Here is an 18853-nt window from a genome sequence, read left to right on the forward strand (position 1 = left end):
GGCACCGCGTACGCGGTGCCGGGCGATCCCACCACCGGGGCCGCGCGCCTCGGCTACAGCGCGGGTGACATCACCACCGTTCCCGCGCCGTGGCTCCTGCTGCTGCCCGCCGGGCCGGCCCTCACGCCGGAGGCCGCCGCGTCGACGCCGGAGGCTCCGTGACCGCCCAGCCGAACGCCCGACGCGCACGGCGCACACGGCGCGCCCGACGCCGCGTCAGCACCCTCGTGCTCGCGTCCGCGATCGCCGCCGGCGCCCTCGTCACCACCCCCGACCTCATCGCCCCCGTGCGGGCCGTCGCCGCCGAGGAGTGCGGTGTCGGCGTCATGGCGCGCCTCCCCGGCCCTCCGAGCGCCTTCGCCGCCATGGGATGGGCCCCTCAGGGCACCGCCGGCACCGGCGCGACCGCCCCGACCGGCGCCGGTATCACCGTCGCCATCGTCGACTCCGGCGTCGACGTCTCCCGACCGCAGCTGGCCGCAGCCTTCGCGCCCGGCAGCACGTCCCTCATCTCCGACGGCGAACGCCCCGACGGGCTCGGCGATCCGCAGGGCCACGGCACCGCGCTCGCCGGCATCATCGCCGCGCGCCCCTCCGAGACATCGGGAGTGGTGGGCATCGCACCCGACGCCCGGATCGTGTCGCTGCGCACCTTCCGCGGCACCGACGAGGAGAGCACCCGCGCGGGGTACGGACCCGACGCCGAGCGACTGGCGAAGGCGATCCGCAGCGCCACCGACCTCGGCGCGCAGATCATCGTCGTCGCGCTCAGCGACGACGTCGACACCCCCGCGCTGCGCGACGCCACGGCAGACGCCGCCGCGCGCGGATCGCTCGTCGTCGCCAGCGGCGGCAACCGCGGCACGACGGAGAACACCGACGACACCCCCCGCTACCCCGCCGCCTACCCCGGCGCGCTCGCCGTGACCGCGGTCGACCCGACCGGCCTGCCCACCGCCGACTCCATCCACGGGCCCCACATCGAGGTCGCCGCCCCCGGCCAGGACGTGCTCACCACCTCCACCGGCGGCGGCGACTGCCGGTACGCGCCCGACGCGCCCTCGTCGAGCTTCGCGACCGCCTACGCGGCCGGAGCCGCCGCGCTGCTCGCCGAACGCTACCCCGACGAGGGCCCCGACGGGTGGGCGTACCGGTTGCAGGCGACCGCGTCGCGCTCGAACCCCGACGCCCGCGACGACCAGGTGGGGTGGGGCGTGATCCGCCCGGCCGAAGCCCTCGACCTGCGCCCCGACTCGACCACGCGCGGCCCCACGAGCCCATTCGCCGACACCAGCGACGCCGCCTTCGCGACGAGCAGCACCCGCGTCACGCCCCACCCCGCCGAACCCGGCAACGCCGCCTTCGTGACCGCGATCGCCGTGGTCGCAGCGGGGCTCGTCTCGCTCTTCGGGCTCGGGGCGATCCTGCGCCGCCGCCGCTGAGGCGGGCGGGCGCGCTGCGGGGCGGCGGGCCGCTCGCCGCGCCCGCGGCGCTGCGCCCTGCCCGCCGCGCTGCCCCCTGCCCGCCGCGCTGCGCCCTGCCCGCCGAGAGCGAGGGCTCACAACGAGACCGAGGGATATTCGGCGTGGGAAACGCTCGGGATCGGCGGAAACCCTCGTGCTCGGTGCAGGAACGGGGCGCTCGAGCGGTGCGAGCGGAGCGGCTGGGGGGTCCGCCGCTCGCCGCGCTGACCGCCGAGCGCCGCCGCTCGCCGCGCTACGCCCCGCCCGTCGAGAGCGAGGGTTTACCGCGAGACCGAGGGATATTCGGCGCGAGAAACGCTCGGGTTCGGCGGAAACCCTCATGCTCGGGGCAGGAGCGGGGCAGGGGCAGGGGCGCGGAGCGCCGCGCTCGGAGCGGGCGGCGCACGCCGCCGCGTTCTAGCCGAACGCGAGCACGGCGACGCCCCACAGCCCGACCACCGCGATCAGCAGGCTGGCGGCGAACCCGACGAGGGCGCCCGTACCGAAGCGACGATTGGCGCGGCGCGTCGAGCGCACGGCCGAGCGGTCTGCGGCCGGCGGGGCGGGGCGCGACTCCGGCGGAGGGCCGAAGCGGGCTTCCGGGTCGATGCCAGCGGCAGCGCGCCGGCCGGTGCGCTGCGACGTGATCACGGGCAGTGCCGGGCTGACCCCGCGGCGGGGCAACGCGTGCTCCGGCGCCGGAGTGGGCGCCTCGGGCACACGGTAGCGGGCGTCGAGCGGTGACTTGAACATGCGCGCCGCGAGCTCGGGGGGAAGTTCGAGCGATGCGGGCTCCTCGATGGGCGGCGCCGGATTGCGCGCGGAGGCGGTGCCCGCGGAGGGCGCGCGAGCCGAGTCGGATCGCGCTGGGCTGAAGCCCGCCGCGTCATCCGAGCTCGTCGCCCCCGAACCGCCGGAAGCCCGCGGTGCCACGTCCGGCACTGACGCGCTTGCGACTGCTGTGGCGTCGGCCGCCGCGTCCGCCCCGCCGGAGCCGCCCGAGCCGGAGCCACCCGAGCTGGAGCCGCCTGCGCCCGGGATACTCGGGTCGGGCGTGGACGACGCCGCCGCAGCACGCCTGGCCGCAGCTCGGCCGGTCGCGGGAGGCGCGGGAGCAGCAGGAGCGGGCTCGGGAGCGGACGAGGCCGCGCGCGGGGCGAATATCGTCTCGTCCACGGGGGCGGCGTCGGGCTTCGGCGTGGGCTGAGCCGCGCGCGGCGTCACGATCGTTTCATCAACGGGGGCGGCGTCGGGCTTCGGCGCGGGCTGAGCCGCGCGCGGTGTCACGATCGTCTCGTCCACCGGCGGAGCATCGGACCCCGCCCCGCGCGGAGCATCGGACCCGGACCCGGACTCAGACCCCGACCCGGACCCGGACCCGGACCCGGGCCGAGCCTCAGGCCCGCGCTCCGCACCCGCGCGCGGCGTCACGATCGTCTCGTCCACCGTTTCCCGTGAAACCCCCGAATCCGACGGCTCCGATCCGCTCGCTTCGCGCGGACGTCCAGAAACGGCGGACTCCGCCGGCCCCGGCCCGGCCGGCCCGCTCGGCCCGCCCGGTCCGCTCGCCCCCTGCGGCTCGTTCACTGCCCGCGCCTCGGCACCGTCGCGGTCAGGGTGCGGTCGTTCTCACTCTCGGTGGCGATGCTCGACTCGGGCTCCGCGCTGACGTGCCAGGCCGATCCGCCGGAGAGCACATCGACCACGAGCACGGTGATGTTGTCGCGCCCGCCGGCCTCGTTGGCGCGCTGCACGAGCTCCTCGACGACCGCATCGGGCTGGCCTCCCATGGTGAGTGCGGCGCGCAGCTGCTGGTCGTCGACCTCGGTGGTGAGCCCGTCGGAGCAGATGAGTAGGCGAGAGCCGTCCTCGACGGGCAGCAACCAGCTGTCGGCGGTGGTGTCGGCCGATCCGAGCGCGCGCGTGATGACGTTTCGGCCGGGGAGCGCGTCGGGCCGAGCGCCGCCCGCGATCATCTCGTCGCGCAGCGAGTGGTCGACGGTCACCTGGTGGAGTTCGGCCCCGCGGTGCAGGTAGACCCGCGAGTCGCCGACGTTGAGCACCAGCCAGCACGCCCGATCCTCATGCCGCACCATGACGGCGCCCGTGAGTGTGCAGCCGGCCCCTCGCTCCCGGTGCGCCGCGACCGCGCCGACCGCCTCGCGCGCGGCGTCGAGAGCGAGGCCCACGTCGCGCACGGTCGACAGCTCGCCGGGGCGGATCACGGAGGCGAACGCATCGACCGCGGCTCGACTCGCCTGGTCGCCGGCCTCGTGCCCGCCCATACCGTCGGCTACGAGGTAGCTCGGGAACTCGAGGAGCGCCGAATCCTCGTTCACCGCTCGCAGCATGCCGGGGTCGGTGCGCACTGCGGCGCTCACCTCCGGCGCCATTCCGATTCGCATCATCGTCCTCCTGCGTTCGCGCGTCGCGGCAGGCGCGCGACGCGTCGTGTACGTGTGTGCGGCATGAGCGAGCGGAGGGAGTATCGGGCGCGCAGGCGCTTCCAGAATCCCAGCTCCGCGCGTCTCGCCGACATCTCACCATCGACCGCGGCCCACAGCTGCTCGGCGTCGTCGCCGTCTATTCCCTCGTGAGAATACACCGCCCGATCGACGGTCGCGGCCAGCCACTCCCCCGACGGCACGCGCAGCTGCTCCGCGATGTCGCGCCGGCTTCCGGGCATCGCGGCGACGCGGCCGATGTCGGCGTACCCGTCGACCAGCTCGTCCCAGGCGCCGAGCGCGCGCTCCTCGGGGGTCGATGCACGGCGGCGTCGGGTGCTGCGCATCCGCTTGGCGACCGGGAGGAAGAGCAGAGGGAGGGCGAGCAGCGCGAGGGCGAGCAGCGAGAGCCCGACGGCGCGCAGAATCGGCCACAGCGCAGCGAACGCGTCGCGATCCTGCGTCTCCGAGGGCTCGTTCGAATCGCCGCTCGTGCCCGATGGCGGGTCGGCCTGGCTCGCGTCGCGCTCCTCGGGCACCGAGGGGAACTCGGGCAGCTGCTCACCGCGTTCGAGCGTGATGGGCGGCGTCTCGACCTGCGGGCTTGTATCGACGGCGGCCCACGCGCCGTCGTCGCCCCGCACCTCGATCCATGCCGCGAGATGCTCCCCGGTGCATACTTCGGAGCAGGCGGGCACTCCGGGCACTCCCGCGTCGTCTGCGGAGCCGAGTCGCACGCCGAGCACGACGCGCGAGTCGAATCCCATCGCGCGGGCGATGAGGGCGGCGGCGGCCGCGAACTGCTCGTCGTCGCCGATGCCCGCGACGAGCGCCCGCTCATCCGCCCCGTCGCCGGCGGCGCGCTGCTGCTCGTTCAGCTGCAGGAAGAGCGCTTCGAGCCGGGCGATCGAGTGCCCGCCGGTGCTCGGAATGAACTTCACGCCGTGCGCCTCGGCCGCCGCCTCCAACCATGCGCGCTCCCCGTCGCCGTCGGTGAGGGAGTGGCTGAGGTAGCCGCGGTCGCGCAGGCGCTGGATCGCTTCGAGCAGTCCGTCCACCGTTGTCGGCAGCTGCTGGGCGGCGAGCCACTGCGCGAGCTGCGGGGTGCGCTCGAGGTCGATGAGCGGCGCGTCCTGCACCGGGTCGCCCGACGGGTCGGCGCCGTCGGCGGCGCTCATCTCCGCCGTGTAGGCGTCTCCGGCGCGCACCCCGCGCCCGCCGGGCACGGCGATCGCGGCCCAGCTCGAGCGGTTGACGTAGAAGGCGTCGCCGAGGGCGCCGGATCGCGATCCCTCGAACACGGGCGGCGCCGCGAGCGGGGGCGCGATGGGCAGCCAGATGCCGTCGTACCCCTCCGCGATCTCGATCGAGACGTCGACGGGTTCGGGCACCGCCTCGCCGCTCGGGAATCGGGTGAAGCGGCCGTCGGCTCCCGGTTCGACGAAGAAGTCGACCCCGTCGTAGCCGTCGAGCACGGCCATGCGCAGGCGCTCGGGCATCGCGCCGTCGCTCTGCACGCTGAACATGGGCGCATCGAAGGCGGCGTCGCGCTTCGCAGCGCGGTATCCGGCGAGCGGGCTGGTCTGCTCGCGCACGACGAGTTCGGGATCGACGCGGTCGCGGGGCACCTGCCGGTCGGCGTTCGCGAGCGGTGCGACCGCCGCACCGACGCCGAGGGCGACGGCCGCGGTGACGACTGCGCTGACGGCGCGCACGACGGCGTTGCGGCGCACCCCGCCGGCCCCTTCGGCGGGCTGCGCGGAGCGCCCGAGGCGGATCGCCCGGCGCCGGCCGATGCCCGACGACCAGGCGACCCAGACGGCGCCGGCCACGCAGATGACGGCCCACAGCAGCAGCTCGCGCGGCGCGGACACGGTGACCGGTCCGATCTGGGCGGGAGCGCTCACCGCCGACGACCCGAAGACGACACCGAACGCGACGGGCAGCAGCGCGGGCACCGCGGCGAAGGGCGCCGTTCGGCCCCCGCGCAGCGCGAGCGCCGCGATCATCGCCGTCGTGCACATGGCGACGAGCAGCCACGGCACCATGACGGCCTGGTAGGTGCCCACGGGCAGGGTGAGGGTGAGCAGCTGCTTCCAGCCGAGCGTCACCGTGGCGAGTCCGTCGACGAGGCCCCCGAGCACTCCGAGCGGACCGGTGCCGAGTGCGCTCGGCACGCCGAGCGGCACGACCGCCACCACGAACACGGCGATCAGGGCGGCGATGGCGGCGACCCCCCATCCCAGGCGCCGGCCCGCCCACACGACGCCGAACGCGAGGGCCCAGGCGACGCCGGCGACGACCCACACCCAGCCGGTGCGGTAGATCGGCATCGCCGAGAACGCACCGGCGGCGAGCGCGACGGCGCTGAGCATCGCGGCGCCGACGACCAGAGCGGGGCTGGTGGACGCGCCGCGCCGGCGGCGTCGCTCGAACGACGGGCGACCGCCCCGTGCGGGGCGCTTCCGGCGCGGCCCGGGCACTGCCGGCGCGCTCACGACAGCCCTCCCCGCACCATCAGCTGCGGCAGGTCGCCGATCGCGCCCACGGTGAGCATGGTGCAGGAGTCGACGAGGTGCGCTGCGGGATCGGCGAGGGTTTCGACGCGCACCACGAGCACCCGCACGTCTTCGGTGAACGCGGCGGCGGCGCGGCGCAGCCGCGACGGATCCGGAACCGAGCCCGTGACGACCGCGACGATCGAGAGCGGCCGCCGCGATTCGGCGAGGCCGCGGGTGAGCCGTTCGATGGGCAGCGCATCCTCGGCGGCTTCGAGCTCGGCCCACGCGTCGAGCAGTTGCGCCGGCGTGCCCGACGGCAGCTCCTCGAGCCCGTCGATGCTGGGGCGCACGCGGCCGGGCGCCCACTGGGACGCGATGAATCGCTCCCGCCCCTCCCGCACGGCCTGCAGCCCGAGCGATGCGGCGACGCTCACGCCGAGCTCGAACTCCTCGTCGCTCGCGTACTCCGCGCGCACGGCGTCGAAGAGGATCGCGGCGCGCGCCGTCTGCGACTCCTCGTACTGGCGCACCATGAGCGTTCCGGTCTTCGCCGTCGACTTCCAGTGGACGTGCCGCATCGCGTCGCCGCGCACGTACTCGCGCACCGCGTGGAACGAGAGGTCGGAATCGGTGAGGCGGCGGCTCGCCGCGCCCTCGAGGTCGCGCACGAGCCCGGCGGACCCCTGCGGCAGGAGCGCGGTGCGCGGGTGCACGTGCACGAGGTGGCGGTCGCGCCAGGTGATCTCGCGGCGCACGAGGCCGAGCGGGTCGCGGCGCGCGAGGGTGAGCGGCCCCACCTCGATGACGCCGCGGGAGACCGCGGGGATGCCGACCGGCACCGTCGCGGTGCCGCGCGGCCCGATGAACGGGATCGGGATCTCGCGGAGGGCCTCCCCCACCGGCAGCTCGGCCGTGGCCGGGAGCGCGGGGCGGGCGCCGGAGTTCTCGACGTCGATCCGCAGCGCCACCTCGCCGCCGACGACGACGCGCATGCGGTCGAGCGAGATGCGGATCAGGTAGGCGCGCGACCCGAGCAGGAACGGCAGGCCGACGAGCAGCAGCACCCCGAAGCCGATCGCCACGAACCAGGCCTCCACCCACCCGAAGGCGACGCCGAGCAGCAGCGAGAGCACGGCGACGCCGAGCACGAAGTAGCCGGTCGGGGTGACGGTCTCGCGCACGCGCCGCCACTGGCGCCGCACCCTGCGCCGGTTGCGGCGCCACCAGCGCCGCGCGGCACGGCGACGGCGCGTGCCGGCACGACCCGTGCCCGCAACGGTGTCGCCGAACCGCGTGGCGGTGCTGCCGCGCGTGTTCGTCCCGGTGTTCGAGACCGGGGCGCGCGAGGTGTCGAGACTCACGCGGTGCCGTTCTCCTGGGGAGCCGCGATGTCGAGCAGGATCTGGCCGAGGATCTGCGCCGCCGTGACCCCGTCGAACTCAGCTTCGGGCTCGAGCACGAGGCGGTGCGTGAGCACGGGCATCGCCAGGTCGCGCACGTCGTCGGGAGTGACGTAGTGGCGGCCGCTCGCCGCGGCCCACGCCGATGCGAGCCGGACGAGCGCGAGGGCGCCGCGCACACTCGCCCCCAGTCGCACCTCGCTCGCGCGCCGGGTGGCCTCGACGAGGCGCACGGCGTAGTCGGCGACCAGGGGGCTGACGTGCACGCGGCTGATGAGATCCTGCGCCTGCGTCACCATGCCGGTGGTCACCACCGGCGAGAGGGGCTGCTGCGGGGCGCGGTCGCCCTGCAGGATGCGGGTCATCGCCGCCTGGTCGGGGTACCCGATCGAGGTCTTCACCATGAAGCGGTCGAGCTGCGCCTCGGGCAGGCGGTACGTGCCGGCCTGCTCGACCGGGTTCTGCGTCGCGATCACGAGGAACGGGCTGCCCACATCGTGGCTGGTGCCGTCGACGGTGACGCGCCCCTCCTCCATCACCTCGAGCAGCGCGGACTGCGTCTTCGGGCTGGCGCGGTTGATCTCGTCGGCGAGCACGACGTTCGCGAAGATCGGGCCCGGATGGAACTCGAACGCGCCGACGCGCTGGTCGAAGACGGTGATGCCCGTGATGTCGCCGGGCAGCAGGTCGGGGGTGAACTGCACGCGCGAGGAGGTGCCCTGGATCACCTGGCCGAGCGCGCGGGCGAGCGCCGTCTTGCCCGTGCCGGGCACATCTTCGAGCAGCACGTGCCCGCCCGCGAGGGCGCACGCGATCACCAGTTCCACGACGCGGCGCTTCCCGTGGATCGCCTGCTCCATCGCATCAGCGGTGGTCGCGAACAGCTGCGCCACCCACTGCGCCTGATCGGGGGTGATGGCGTGGGACGAGGTCTGCGGCTGTGCGGTCATGCGGCTCCTTCGGCGGGGCTGGTCGAAACGTGGTGCGTGCGTGCGCTACGGGGTCTGCGGGGTGGTGGGATCGGGATCGCCGCCGGGCTCCGGTGGTGTCGGCGTCTCGGGCTGGTAACACACACTGACGGTGACGGGGGCGAGATTTCTGTAATCGCCTGTCCACGTGATCGTCAGCGGGATCCGCTCACCCTCTGGTACGCCTTCCGTCACAATCGCAGACTCCCTCGCCGCAGCGGAAATGCTCAGCAGCGCGCGCTTCTCCTCCGCTGTTCGCGGCGGGGAGGCTGCAACCCAACACGTGCCTTGCTCGCGAATTGTCACCACTGTCGGGGCGGTGTTCACGCGAGCATCGGCCCAATCCGAACAGGAGCTCTCATTGCGAGTGTCGATACACTGGCGCGCCCGCACCTTCTGCGCGGAGTCCGCACGGAGTGCGCTACCCAATTGGTCTGCCGCTACCACAGCGTTGCCTACCGACCATTGACCGACCGCGCCCTCGACGGTCGCGATCTCTGCAGACGACAAGGCATAGTCGTAGCCTGTCTCCGCAGCTCGAGGATCAAAACCGATTGTAAACGACGCGGTCGGTCGGGGGACGGACCCCCCAATGAGTTCTGGATTCGTCGTCACTTCGCTTCGGCCAAATTCGTTACTCAAGCACACCTTGGCGGTGTAGACGCGATACTTCTTCAACGCCTTGAAATTCGGGTCGTTGAGTTGTCCGTCCGCGAAGCAGTCCCCGGGTTGCCCGTACGGGTCGCTGATGGTGTACCTCGACGTCACCCCGTCGCTCGTGCCGTCATGGCCAACGACAGCCGAGTTGTCCCCTGTTGTTGTCAGCGATGCTCGCGAAAGGCGCGGCGCCCCGTAGACGAACCCGTCGCCCTGCGCCGCAGCGCCCGTGTTCGATCCGCCGCCGATCTCGGGCACGTCGAAGCGGGTGGTCGGGGTCACGGTGAACGAGACCGCTCCGACCGCGAGCCCCGTGTACTCGCGGCTGCCCTGCGCGCCGTCGATCGTGCCGCCGTCGACGCCGCGGTACGAGACCGCGAAGCTTCGCGTATCGCTCGATCCGCTGACGGAGAGTCGCACGCCCCCGGTGCCCTGGTCGGTGTTGCGCGGGTTCTTGATCGGTTCGACCGTGACCTTCGGGGCGGCGGGCGCCGCGTACGCCCACGCGGTCACCGCGGTGGATGCCGCGGAGGAACCGACGGCGTTCACCGCCTGCGCGGTGAACTGGTGCTTCTGCCCGTTCGCGAGGCCCGTAGCGACGCACTGGAACGAGGCGCCGCCGACCGCGGTGCAGCTCGTCGATCCGCCGCCCGAGAGGTTCACGCCCGAGACGGCCGGGTGGGCCGGGCGGCCGCCCAGCGTCACCGTGAAGCTCGCGCTGTCGGCGGTGTACCCGGTCTGCTGGATGCTCGGCCGGCTCGGCAGCCCCTGGGCGTCGAACTCGATGACGCCCTCGCCCGTGCGCCCCTGCGCGTCGACGACGGTGAAGCCCACGCGGCAGGTGCCGCCGATCTCCGGCCCGCCGGGCCACGAGACCGAGACGCCCGAGTCGCCGACGCGCGTGAAGCTGCCGTACGAGCAGCCGGCGCCGCTGACCGCCGCGAGCTTGAGCCCGCCGCCGCTCTTGCCCGCGAACGGGTCGTGCTCGCCCGATACGCCGACGAGCTGCGTCTGGCACGAGCTGCCGACGGTGCACTGCAGTGCGACGGTCGCGCCCTTCGGCAGGTCGCGGGGCGCCTGCCCCACGCGCAGCGTGAGGGGGGCGCGCGAGGCGCCGGCGCCGCTCACCGCCACCGAGACCGACTCCTGGCTGCCGGGCACCGCGTCGGCGCGCGCCTCGACGGAGAGGGTCGCCCCCTTCTGCACGACGGAGAACAGGGAGGTGCCGCCCGAGACCTCGAACCGCAGCTTCGAGGCGTCGCCCTCGCGGCCGCCCTGCCAGGTGACCATGTCGACGAGCTCGATCGTCGCGCTCGTGCCGGGGTCGACGGTACGCGTGAGCGGCGCTGCCTGCACGGCCGGCTCGTCGGGGACGACGACGACGGGAACGGGCAGCGTGGTCCACGTCTTCTGGCCGACGAGTCGCGCCTGCATCAGGCAGGAGTCGTTCCACGGCGCCTCGCGGCCCGCCGAGTACCGCAGGCGGTCGGCGGAGACCGCTTCGCAGGTGGCCTGCGCGCGCCCCACTGCGAACGATTCGCGCCGCAGTTCGACGCGATCGCCCGATCCGGTGTCGACCAGATCGGAGACCGCGACTTCGCGCTGCTCGTTCTCGTCGACCTTGATGGGCTGCAGGTCGGGCTTCAGCGTCAGCCGCAGTTCGTCGAGCGGCGGCACCACGAGCAAGCCGTAGGAGGCGACCTCCTGCCCTGAGGCGTCCGTGCCGGTGAGCTTGAAGACGACCGTGTCGCCGCCCGGTCGGTACTCCCCCGAGATCTTCGAACCCGATACGCGGTAGCCGTCGCGCGTTCCCGACCAGAGCGAGAGCTTCAGCTTCGACACATCGCCCGTCGCCCACCGCACCTTGTCGGTCACCACGTCGACGCCGCCCGCGGCGAGCTCGGCGCGGTCGCGCACGTTGAGCACCGTATCGGTGATGGAGGGCGCCTGCGCGCCGACCCGTTCGGAGGTGTGCACGACGATGAGCCCGTCGGCGGTGCTCTTCGTCGCCGCCGAGCGCACCGTGTAGCGGTAGGAGACGGCGCCGAGTTCGTCGCCGGGTTGCACCGAGATGCGCCCCTCCTCGAGCTGGGAGAGGTCGAGTCGCTCGGCGAGCCGCCGAGCTTCGGGGCTGTTCGCGCCTCCGACGACGTTGGGCACGACCGATTCGATGGTGAGCGCGCCCCCGGCGGGGTCGACGTCGTTGTCGAGGGGGCGCACGACGGCGGGCTCACTCTGCGGGGTGAGCCGCAGGTAGTCGGTCGATGCGACGATCGCGCTCGACTCGGTGGCGGGCACCACGATGACGGAGAGCCTGCCCGTGCCGGTCGCCCCCTCCGCGTCGCGCACGCCGTACGTCAGTTCCACCGGCCCCTCCGCGGCATCCGCGAGCGCCGCGACGTCGAAGCCGTTGGCGGCGTCGTTCACCGTCGCGGAGACGCCCGCGTCGGTGTCGCCCTCGACGCTCACGAGGCGCACGCGGTCGCCATCGGGGTCGACCCCCGAGAGCGGCACGCGCACCTGGGTCGTGGATCCGGGGCTGACGCGCGCGGTCACCGCGGCCGGTTCGGGGTCGCGGTTCGATCCCTCGGGCAGCACGGTGACGATCACGGAGCCGACGTCGCCGGCTGCGGGATCGCTGGCGCCGTAGGCGGTGTAGCTGAGCCGGTACGTGCCGGGCTGGTCGGGCGCGAGGTAGCGGAGCACGTTGCCGGAGGCGAAGGCGAGTTCGCCCTTCGCGCCCGATCCGACGATCTCGGGGTCGAGCAGCAGGCGCTCCCCGGGCGCGGCGACGTCGTTGTCGAGCACGCGGATGTCGACGACGGATCCGGCGCGAACGGTGGCAGTGTCGGCGACCGCGATCGCGCCGGTGGCCCCGGTGTCGGGCACTTGGAAGACTGTGAGCTTGCCGGTCGCCCGCGCGTCCCCCTCGGCGACGGTGACGTCGACCGAGCCGATGCGGCCGGCGCCGCCGTCGGCGGTGCTGCCGGCGACGCGCACCTGGGCGTGATCGATGAGGTCGGCCTGCAGGTCTCCGTCCGCCACGTCCGCCTCCGCGACCGACAGGGAGCGGGAGGCGGCGCCCGGGATCGCGTCGAGTATCTCGACCGTCGCGTCGGTGAGCGGGCGCACGAAGGCGCGCAGGGCGGGGAGTGCGAGCGGCGGCCCCGCGGGTGTCGCGGTGACGCGCACCTGCCCGGTGATCTCGCCGCCGGTCACGGTGTCGCGCACGGTGACGGTGACGGCCGCCGTGCCCGCCGCCGAGGCCGCGATCTCGACGGCGCCGCTCGTGGGCTTCGGGGTGACCTGCACGGTGCCGCTCGGGTCGGTGGCGTCGAGCAGCGCGAATGATCCCGACCCGCCGGCGACGCGGTCGAGCGGTCGCACCGTGGCGGTGCGCCCCACCTGCACGGTCGTCGCGGTCGCGGTGAACTCGGGGGTCGCGCTCGGGTCGACGACGAGCGTCAGTTCGCGCTGCGCCTCCTCGCCGCGGCCGTCGCGCACGGTGATCCGCAGCGCGACATCCGACGCGCCGGCGTTGGGGTCGGTGTGCCGGATCCCGAGTCGGCCGTCGGCCGTGACGATCGCGCGCACCGGATCCTCCGACCGCACCGCCTCGGCCGCGGCGAGCGTCATGACGTCGCCCTCGGGATCGACCCAGCCCTCGAGCACCGGGTAGACGAGCGTGCCGCCGGGCGCGATCGACGGCACCCGCCACTCCCGCTGGCAGCCTTCGACGGGGCACCACGCGGGGGCCGTGTTCGTCTCGTCGTCCACCACCGTGAGCGTGACGGTCGCGGGCTCCGAGACGAGGGCGCCGTCGGTGACGCGGTAGGTGAAGGTGGCGCTCCCGCTCGCGTCGGCCGCGGGCTGCACGGTGAGCGACTGGCCGTCGGGCATGAGCTGCAGGGCGCCGAACGACTCGGGGAGGCCGGGCTCGCCGATCGAGTCGGGCACGATCGTGAGCACATCGCGCTTGTTCGCGTCGTAGTCGTTGAGCAGCACCGGCAGCGGGGCGGGCTCGCCCGCGCGCACGCCGAACTCGTCGTCGACGGCGGTGGGCGGCACCTGCTCGGTCACGTCCTCGACGACGACGGTGCCGCGATCCTCCTTCGGCGGGTCCGAGATGGTCCACTGCGAGAGGGGGATCAGGTCGCCGCCCGGCAGGGTCCACAGCATGCCGGTGCGCATCTCGTTCAGCACGCCGCGCTCCCCGTTCGACCGGATCACGGGCAGCAGGTCGCCGGCCTCGCGCGCCGATTCGTCGATGACGAGGGGCTTCTCGCCTTCCTCCGAGGTCCAGAGCGCGCCGGAGTTCTGCCCGACCCACGCGGCGTACGCGACCTCGTCGATGTACACCGGCTGCGCGGGCGTGCCGGTCGTCTCGACGACGCGCTCGGCCTCGCCCTCGGCGTCGACGACGGTCAGCCCGCTGGTATCCGCCACGAGCACGCTGCGGCCCTCGCGGGCGCCGTCGCCGCCGCTCGCCTGCAGCCGCGCGGAGCCGTCGAGGTCGAGCTCGGTCGAGCCGCCGCCCTCGCGCCAGAGCACGCCGCTCTCGGGGTCGAGCAGCGCCCAGTCGCCCGCGACGAGCGCGAGCTGGGGCGCGGGTGCGTCTCCGGCCTCGGCGGGCACCTCGCGGGTGCCGCCGACGAACTCGCGGCGCGTCAGGTCGTACTCCCGCACCGCGTCGTCGTCGCCGGAGAAGAGCGCGACGCGACCCGATTCGGTGAGGGCGATCGCGGATGCGCGGTACGAGGATCCGCCGTCGACGCTCTCCGCCGCTCCCCCGCCGGCCGCCCCGCCGTCATCGGCCGCGCCGCCGTTCGCCGCGTCGCCGTCCGCCGCGTCGTCCTCGCTCGCGAGCGGGTCGACGCGTACGAGGGAGGCCAGGCGGGATTCGAGGTCGGCGAGGGCGCCGTCGTCTCCGGAGAGGTCGGTCGCGGCCGAGCCGGCGCCGCCGAGGGCGGGCGTCGACGCATCAGCTGCGATCTCCCCGGCGTAGACGGCCCCCGATTCCGTGCGCACGGCGACGAAGCGACCGGCGCTGACCACATCGCGCGTGCCGTCGGGCAGACGCACCGCCTCGGCGCCGCCGCCCGCCGCGGCACCGGCCGCGTCGCCCTCGCCCTCCTCCGCGTCGGAGACGGGGGTTGCCGTTCCCTCCCCCGCAGCGTCTCCGTCGGCGGCCTCGTCTCCGCTCGCGGCGGCGGGGGCGCGGTCGCCCAGATCGACGGGGTCGCCCGCGTCGAGCGGCCAGGCCCGGCCGTTGCCGTGCGACAGCACCGCGGCGCGCGCTCCCGACTGCAGCACCCCGCTCGGATCAGCGACCTTCCGCACGAGGTCGAGCTCGCCGGTGTCGGTGTTCACCCGGGCGTACTGCCCGGCTTCGCGAGCCACCCACACCCCGGGTTCGGCCCGCGGCGTCTCCCGCGCGTCGTAGCCGTTGGCGATCACCGCGACGGTCGCGATGAGGGCGCACGACACGGCGCCCGCGATCCACCACTGCAGCCGACGGAACCGCTCGCGCCCGGCGCTCGGCGGCGCGCTCACCCGGCACCGCCGCTCATCGCCCACAGCACGCCGGCGGCGGCGGCCACCACGGCGAGCGCGACGCCCGCCCCGATGAGCCCGGCGCGCCACGGCGACGCGGGCCGGTCGAGGATGAGCCCGTCGTCGTCCGTGCCGCGTCGCTGCGCGAGCATCTCGGCGCGGGCCTCGGCGCGTGTCACGCGCCCCACGGTGCTCACGACCGGACCGCGCGTGCCGGCGGGCACCGCCTCTGCGCGGGGCAGCCAGGCCTCCGCGACGATCTCGAGCGGGGTCACGTCGTAGCCGAACACGCGCTGCAGCTGCTGCAGCGCCTCGCCGAACTCCGCCATCGCGGCGTACCGCTCGTGCGGGTTCTTGCGCAGCGCGCGCGAGACGACCTCGTCGAACCGCTCGTAGCCCTGCGCCCCGGGTATCGCCTGGTAGACCGCCTTCGAGATGCGCTCCGTGAGCTTCGACCGGGAGTTCTGCGCGCGGTCGGCGAGCTCGAAGGGAGAGCGGCCTGCGGCGAACGAGTAGAGCGTGGCGCCGAGCGACCACACCTCGGTCGCGACGCTGCCGGTGCTCTGCAGCCCCACGACCTCGGGCGCCGACCACGGGATCGACATCGCCATCTCCCCGTCGAGCTCGCGCCGGCCGAGCACCTGCGCGATGCCGAAGTCGGAGAGCGCGGGGCGGCCGAGCGTCGTGAGCAGCACGTTCGAGGGCTTGATGTCGCGGTGCAGCACTCCGGCGCGGTGCGCCGTCTCGAGGGCGCCCGCGATGCGCACGCCGGCATCGAGCACGTCGCGCAGGCGCGCCGGCTGCCCCTTCGTGAGCGCGCCCATCGAGGCGGGGCAGAACTCCATGGCGAGGTACGGGTGCCCCTCCAACGAGATGCTGGCCTGGTAGATCGACACCACCGATGGGTGGCTGCTCAAGCGGGCCATGACGTCGGCTTCGCTCTCGAAGACCTCGCGCAGCTGGTCGACGGCCGATGAGCCCCGGGCCGCGCCGTTCAGCACTTTGACGGCGACGAGGCGGCGAGGCATGTCCTGCTCGTACAGGAAGACCTGCGCGAACCCGCCCGAGCCGAGCGGGCGCACGTAGCTGAACCCGGGAATCGCCGGAGCGCCCACGGGTGCGCGCTCAGCCACGAACGGCTCCCGGTGCGACGCGCTCGCACTCGCGCTCGTGCAGTGCGCGTGCGCGTGCGCGTGCGGGCGCCTGCGCGGCGCGGGAACAGAGTGTCACGTGATCATCCTAATCGAGGGGAGGGGGTGCGAAACCCCTATCCACAGCCGCGGAATCGGGGGCCGCGGACGCGCTTCCGCGGCCCCCGAGAGCAGTGCAGCCCCCGACCGCGGAGCGGTCGGGGGCTGCACTGGATCCGGCGGGTGTTACAGGCCGGAGACGTCGAGCGGAATGCCCGGGCCGAAGGTCGTCGAGACGGCGCCCTTCTGCACGTACTTGCCCTTCGCCGACGACGGCTTCAGACGCGAGATCTCGTCGAGCACCGAGTTGAGGTTGTCGGTGAGCTGCTCGGCCGAGAACGACGCCTTGCCGACGATGAAGTGCACGTTCGAGTGCTTGTCGACGCGGAACTCGATCTTGCCGCCCTTGATCTCGGTGACGGCCTTCGCCGCATCCGGGGTCACGGTGCCGGTCTTCGGGTTCGGCATGAGGCCGCGCGGGCCGAGCACCTTGCCCAGACGACCGACCTTGCCCATGAGCTCGGGGGTCGAGACTGCCGAATCGAAATCGGTGTAGCCCGCGGCCACCTTCTCGATCAGCTCGTCGCCGCCGACCTCGTCGGCGCCGGCTGCGATGGCCGCCTCAGCGGCAGCACCCACGGCGAACACGATGACGCGCGCGGTCTTGCCGGTGCCGTGAGGCAGGCTCACGGTGCCGCGCACCATCTGGTCGGCCTTGCGGGGATCCACGCCGAGCTTGACGGCGACCTCGACGGTCGTGTCGGTCTTGGTGGAACCGGTCTCCTTCGCCAGGGCGACTGCCTCGGCGGGAGTGTAGAACTTGTCTGCCTGAATCTTCTCGGCAGCGGCGCGGTACGCCTTCGACTTCTGTGCCATGTCCGATGCCCCTTACTCGACCGTGATGCCCATGGAGCGAGCGGTGCCCGCAATGATCTTCGCCGCAGCGTCGATGTCGTTCGCGTTCAGATCGGCCTGCTTCTGCTCGGCGATCTGGCGCACCTGCTCTGCGGTGACCTTGGCGACCTTAACGGTGTGCGGAGTGCCGGAGCCCTTCTGCACGCCCGCCGCCTTCTTCAGCAGCTCGGCTGCCGGAGGGGTCTTGAGCACGAACGTGAACGAGCGGTCCTCGTACACGGTGATCTCCACCGGGACGATGTTGCCGCGCTGGGATTCCGTCGCAGCGTTGTACGCCTTGCAGAACTCCATGATGTTGACGCCGTGCTGACCGAGCGCCGGGCCCACGGGGGGCGCGGGGTTGGCTGCACCGGCCGGGATCTGAAGCTTGATCAGACCGGTAACCTTCTTGGCCTTTGCCATGATTGTTTCCTTTCCTTCGAACTCGCACGGTGGTGCGAGCTCTCCCGCGAGTCCGGCCGTTCCGGATGCGGTACTCGTTCGCGTCGGCGCACGCCAGTGGCGTTCGCAGACGCAAACCAGGCAAGTCTACCCGAGAATGCGGGATCACGCACGTCCGACCGCCGTCGTCGCGGCGGGCCCGGTGCGGCGCGCCCTACGCGGTGAACTCGACGGTGTGCCAGCCCGTCGCCCCGTCGGGCGCGGGTGGCGCCTCGTCGGGGGTCTGGGTGTATCCCGAGGCGTCGGTCGCCCGCACGCGAGCGGTGTGGGGGCCGGGGGTCGCAGTCCAGGGGAGCGACCACTGCACCCACGTGTCGTCGGATATCGCCGGAGCGAGGGTCGCCTGCTGCCACTCGCCGTCGTCGACCTGCACCTCCACCCCGGCGATGCCGGTGTGCTGGGCCCAGGCGACGCCCGCGATGGCGATGGTGCCGCCCGCGACCTCGGCGCCGGCGCGCGGGGTGTCGATGCGCGAGGCGGTCTTGATGGGGCCGCGAGCGGACCATCCGCGCGGCGTCCAGTAGCCCTCCGCGTCGGCGAACCGGGTCACTTCGAGACGGGTGACCCACTTCGTCGCCGACACGTACCCGTACAGGCCGGGCACGATGAGGCGGGCGGGGAAGCCGTGCTGCTCGGGCAATGGCTCGCCGTTCATGCCGACGGCGAGCAGCGCGTTGCGGCGCGGATCGGTGAGGGCCTCGAGCGGCGTGCCGGCCGTGAACCCGTCGGGCCCCGAGGAGAGCACCATGTCGGCTCCCGGCTTGACGCCCGCCCGCGCGAGCAGCTCCCCGACGGGGTGGCCGAGCCACGTGGCGTTGCCGATGAGGTCGCCGCCGACCGTGTTCGAGACGCACGCGATGGTGGTGATGTGCTCCTCGAGCGGCAGCGCGAGAAGCTCCTCGTAGGTGAGCGTGAGAGGCCTGTCGACGAGCCCGGTGATCTCGAGCGTCCACGTCGACGGGTCGATGCGCGGCACCTGCAGCGCGATGTCGATGCGGTAGAAGTCGGCGTTCGGGGTGATGAGCGGGCTGATGCCGGGCACGTCGAGCTGCGCGCCGACGGGTACGGGAGCGGCGGCCTTGGCGGGCTGCGGCAGGCGGATCGCGGCGCGCACCGCGGTGTAGGCGGCGCTGCCCGCGTTCTTGACGCGCGCGCCGACGCCGACGAGGATCGCCGCCGCCGAGGTCGAGCCCACGAAGACCAGGAAGCTGCGCCGCGCGATGCCGGCGGCTCCGGCGGCTCCGGCGTTCCCGACCGCTGCGGCGGCTCCGGCGGCTCCGCTCCCCTCGGCGCGCGATTCTTCGGCGGCGCTCCAGGCCAG

General features: G+C 73.7%; 12 protein-coding genes. 2 read left to right on the forward strand and 10 right to left on the reverse strand.

Going from position 1 to position 18853, the window contains the following annotated elements; genetic code table 11:
• The first annotated feature begins 158 nt into the window (after positions 1-158).
• Complete coding sequence (locus NS354_RS08100) at positions 159-1442, forward strand: S8 family serine peptidase (protein WP_058594053.1); 1284 nt, start codon at positions 159-161, stop codon at positions 1440-1442.
• Positions 1443-1880: 438 nt separating this feature from the next.
• Here the strand turns inward: NS354_RS08100 and NS354_RS08105 are convergent, their stop codons facing one another.
• A complete protein-coding gene (locus tag NS354_RS08105) occupies positions 1881-2396 on the reverse strand; it encodes a hypothetical protein (protein WP_153002154.1) in 516 nt (171 codons plus the stop codon).
• Between the two features lie 121 nt (positions 2397-2517).
• Between NS354_RS08105 and NS354_RS13575 the strand changes: the two genes are divergently transcribed.
• Complete coding sequence (locus tag NS354_RS13575; RefSeq protein ID WP_193750742.1) at positions 2518-2670, forward strand: hypothetical protein; 153 nt, start codon at positions 2518-2520, stop codon at positions 2668-2670.
• A gap of 376 nt (positions 2671-3046) precedes the next feature.
• Here the strand turns inward: NS354_RS13575 and NS354_RS08110 are convergent, their stop codons facing one another.
• From NS354_RS08110 to NS354_RS08150, 9 genes are all read right to left on the reverse strand, one after another.
• Positions 3047-3871 (reverse strand): PP2C family protein-serine/threonine phosphatase, encoded by an 825-nt coding sequence (locus tag NS354_RS08110; protein ID WP_241490433.1) that lies wholly within the window; start codon positions 3869-3871, stop codon positions 3047-3049.
• The gene (locus tag NS354_RS08115) at positions 3868-6405 is read right to left on the reverse strand and encodes a transglutaminase domain-containing protein (protein ID WP_241490436.1); all 2538 of its coding nucleotides are present in this window, start codon (positions 6403-6405) and stop codon (positions 3868-3870) included. The genes NS354_RS08110 and NS354_RS08115 overlap by 4 nt, the downstream gene beginning before the upstream one ends.
• Positions 6402-7769 (reverse strand): DUF58 domain-containing protein, encoded by a 1368-nt coding sequence (locus tag NS354_RS08120; RefSeq protein ID WP_058594055.1) that lies wholly within the window; start codon positions 7767-7769, stop codon positions 6402-6404. Before NS354_RS08120 ends, NS354_RS08115 begins: the two co-directional genes overlap by 4 nt.
• Positions 7766-8758, reverse strand: coding sequence for an AAA family ATPase (locus tag NS354_RS08125; RefSeq protein ID WP_010156078.1), 993 nt, complete (start codon positions 8756-8758; stop codon positions 7766-7768). The genes NS354_RS08120 and NS354_RS08125 overlap by 4 nt, the downstream gene beginning before the upstream one ends.
• A gap of 45 nt (positions 8759-8803) precedes the next feature.
• Positions 8804-14986: an Ig-like domain-containing protein gene (locus NS354_RS08130; RefSeq protein WP_058594056.1), complete on the reverse strand. Its 6183-nt coding sequence runs from the start codon at positions 14984-14986 to the stop codon at positions 8804-8806.
• Entirely contained in the window at positions 14983-16119 is a 1137-nt protein-coding gene (locus tag NS354_RS08135; RefSeq protein WP_241490437.1) for a serine/threonine-protein kinase, read from the reverse strand. The genes NS354_RS08130 and NS354_RS08135 overlap by 4 nt, the downstream gene beginning before the upstream one ends.
• A 243-nt stretch (positions 16120-16362) precedes the next feature.
• Positions 16363-17052 carry a 50S ribosomal protein L1 gene (gene rplA / locus NS354_RS08140; RefSeq protein WP_010156074.1) on the reverse strand — a complete coding sequence of 230 codons (690 nt, stop codon included), beginning with the start codon at positions 17050-17052 and terminating at the stop codon, positions 16363-16365.
• 12 nt (positions 17053-17064) lie between these two features.
• The gene (gene rplK, locus NS354_RS08145) at positions 17065-17493 is read right to left on the reverse strand and encodes a 50S ribosomal protein L11 (protein WP_010156073.1); all 429 of its coding nucleotides are present in this window, start codon (positions 17491-17493) and stop codon (positions 17065-17067) included.
• Positions 17494-17686: 193 nt separating this feature from the next.
• Positions 17687-18853 (reverse strand): molybdopterin-dependent oxidoreductase (locus NS354_RS08150; RefSeq protein ID WP_058594057.1); only part of this gene is annotated, 1167 nt, incomplete at its 5' end.

This window comes from Leucobacter chromiiresistens, assembly GCF_001477055.1.
GTDB lineage: Bacteria > Actinomycetota > Actinomycetes > Actinomycetales > Microbacteriaceae > Leucobacter > Leucobacter chromiiresistens_A.

Excerpts from the sequence above, each read along its gene's own strand:
- NS354_RS08110 (WP_241490433.1), bottom strand. The coding sequence starts at position 3,871 with ATGATGCGAATCGGAATGGCGCCGGAGGTGAGCGCCGCAGTGCGCACC.
- NS354_RS08125 (WP_010156078.1), bottom strand. The coding sequence starts at position 8,758 with ATGACCGCACAGCCGCAGACCTCGTCCCACGCCATCACCCCCGATCAG.
- rplA (WP_010156074.1), bottom strand. The coding sequence starts at position 17,052 with ATGGCACAGAAGTCGAAGGCGTACCGCGCCGCTGCCGAGAAGATTCAG.
- rplK (WP_010156073.1), bottom strand. The coding sequence starts at position 17,493 with ATGGCAAAGGCCAAGAAGGTTACCGGTCTGATCAAGCTTCAGATCCCG.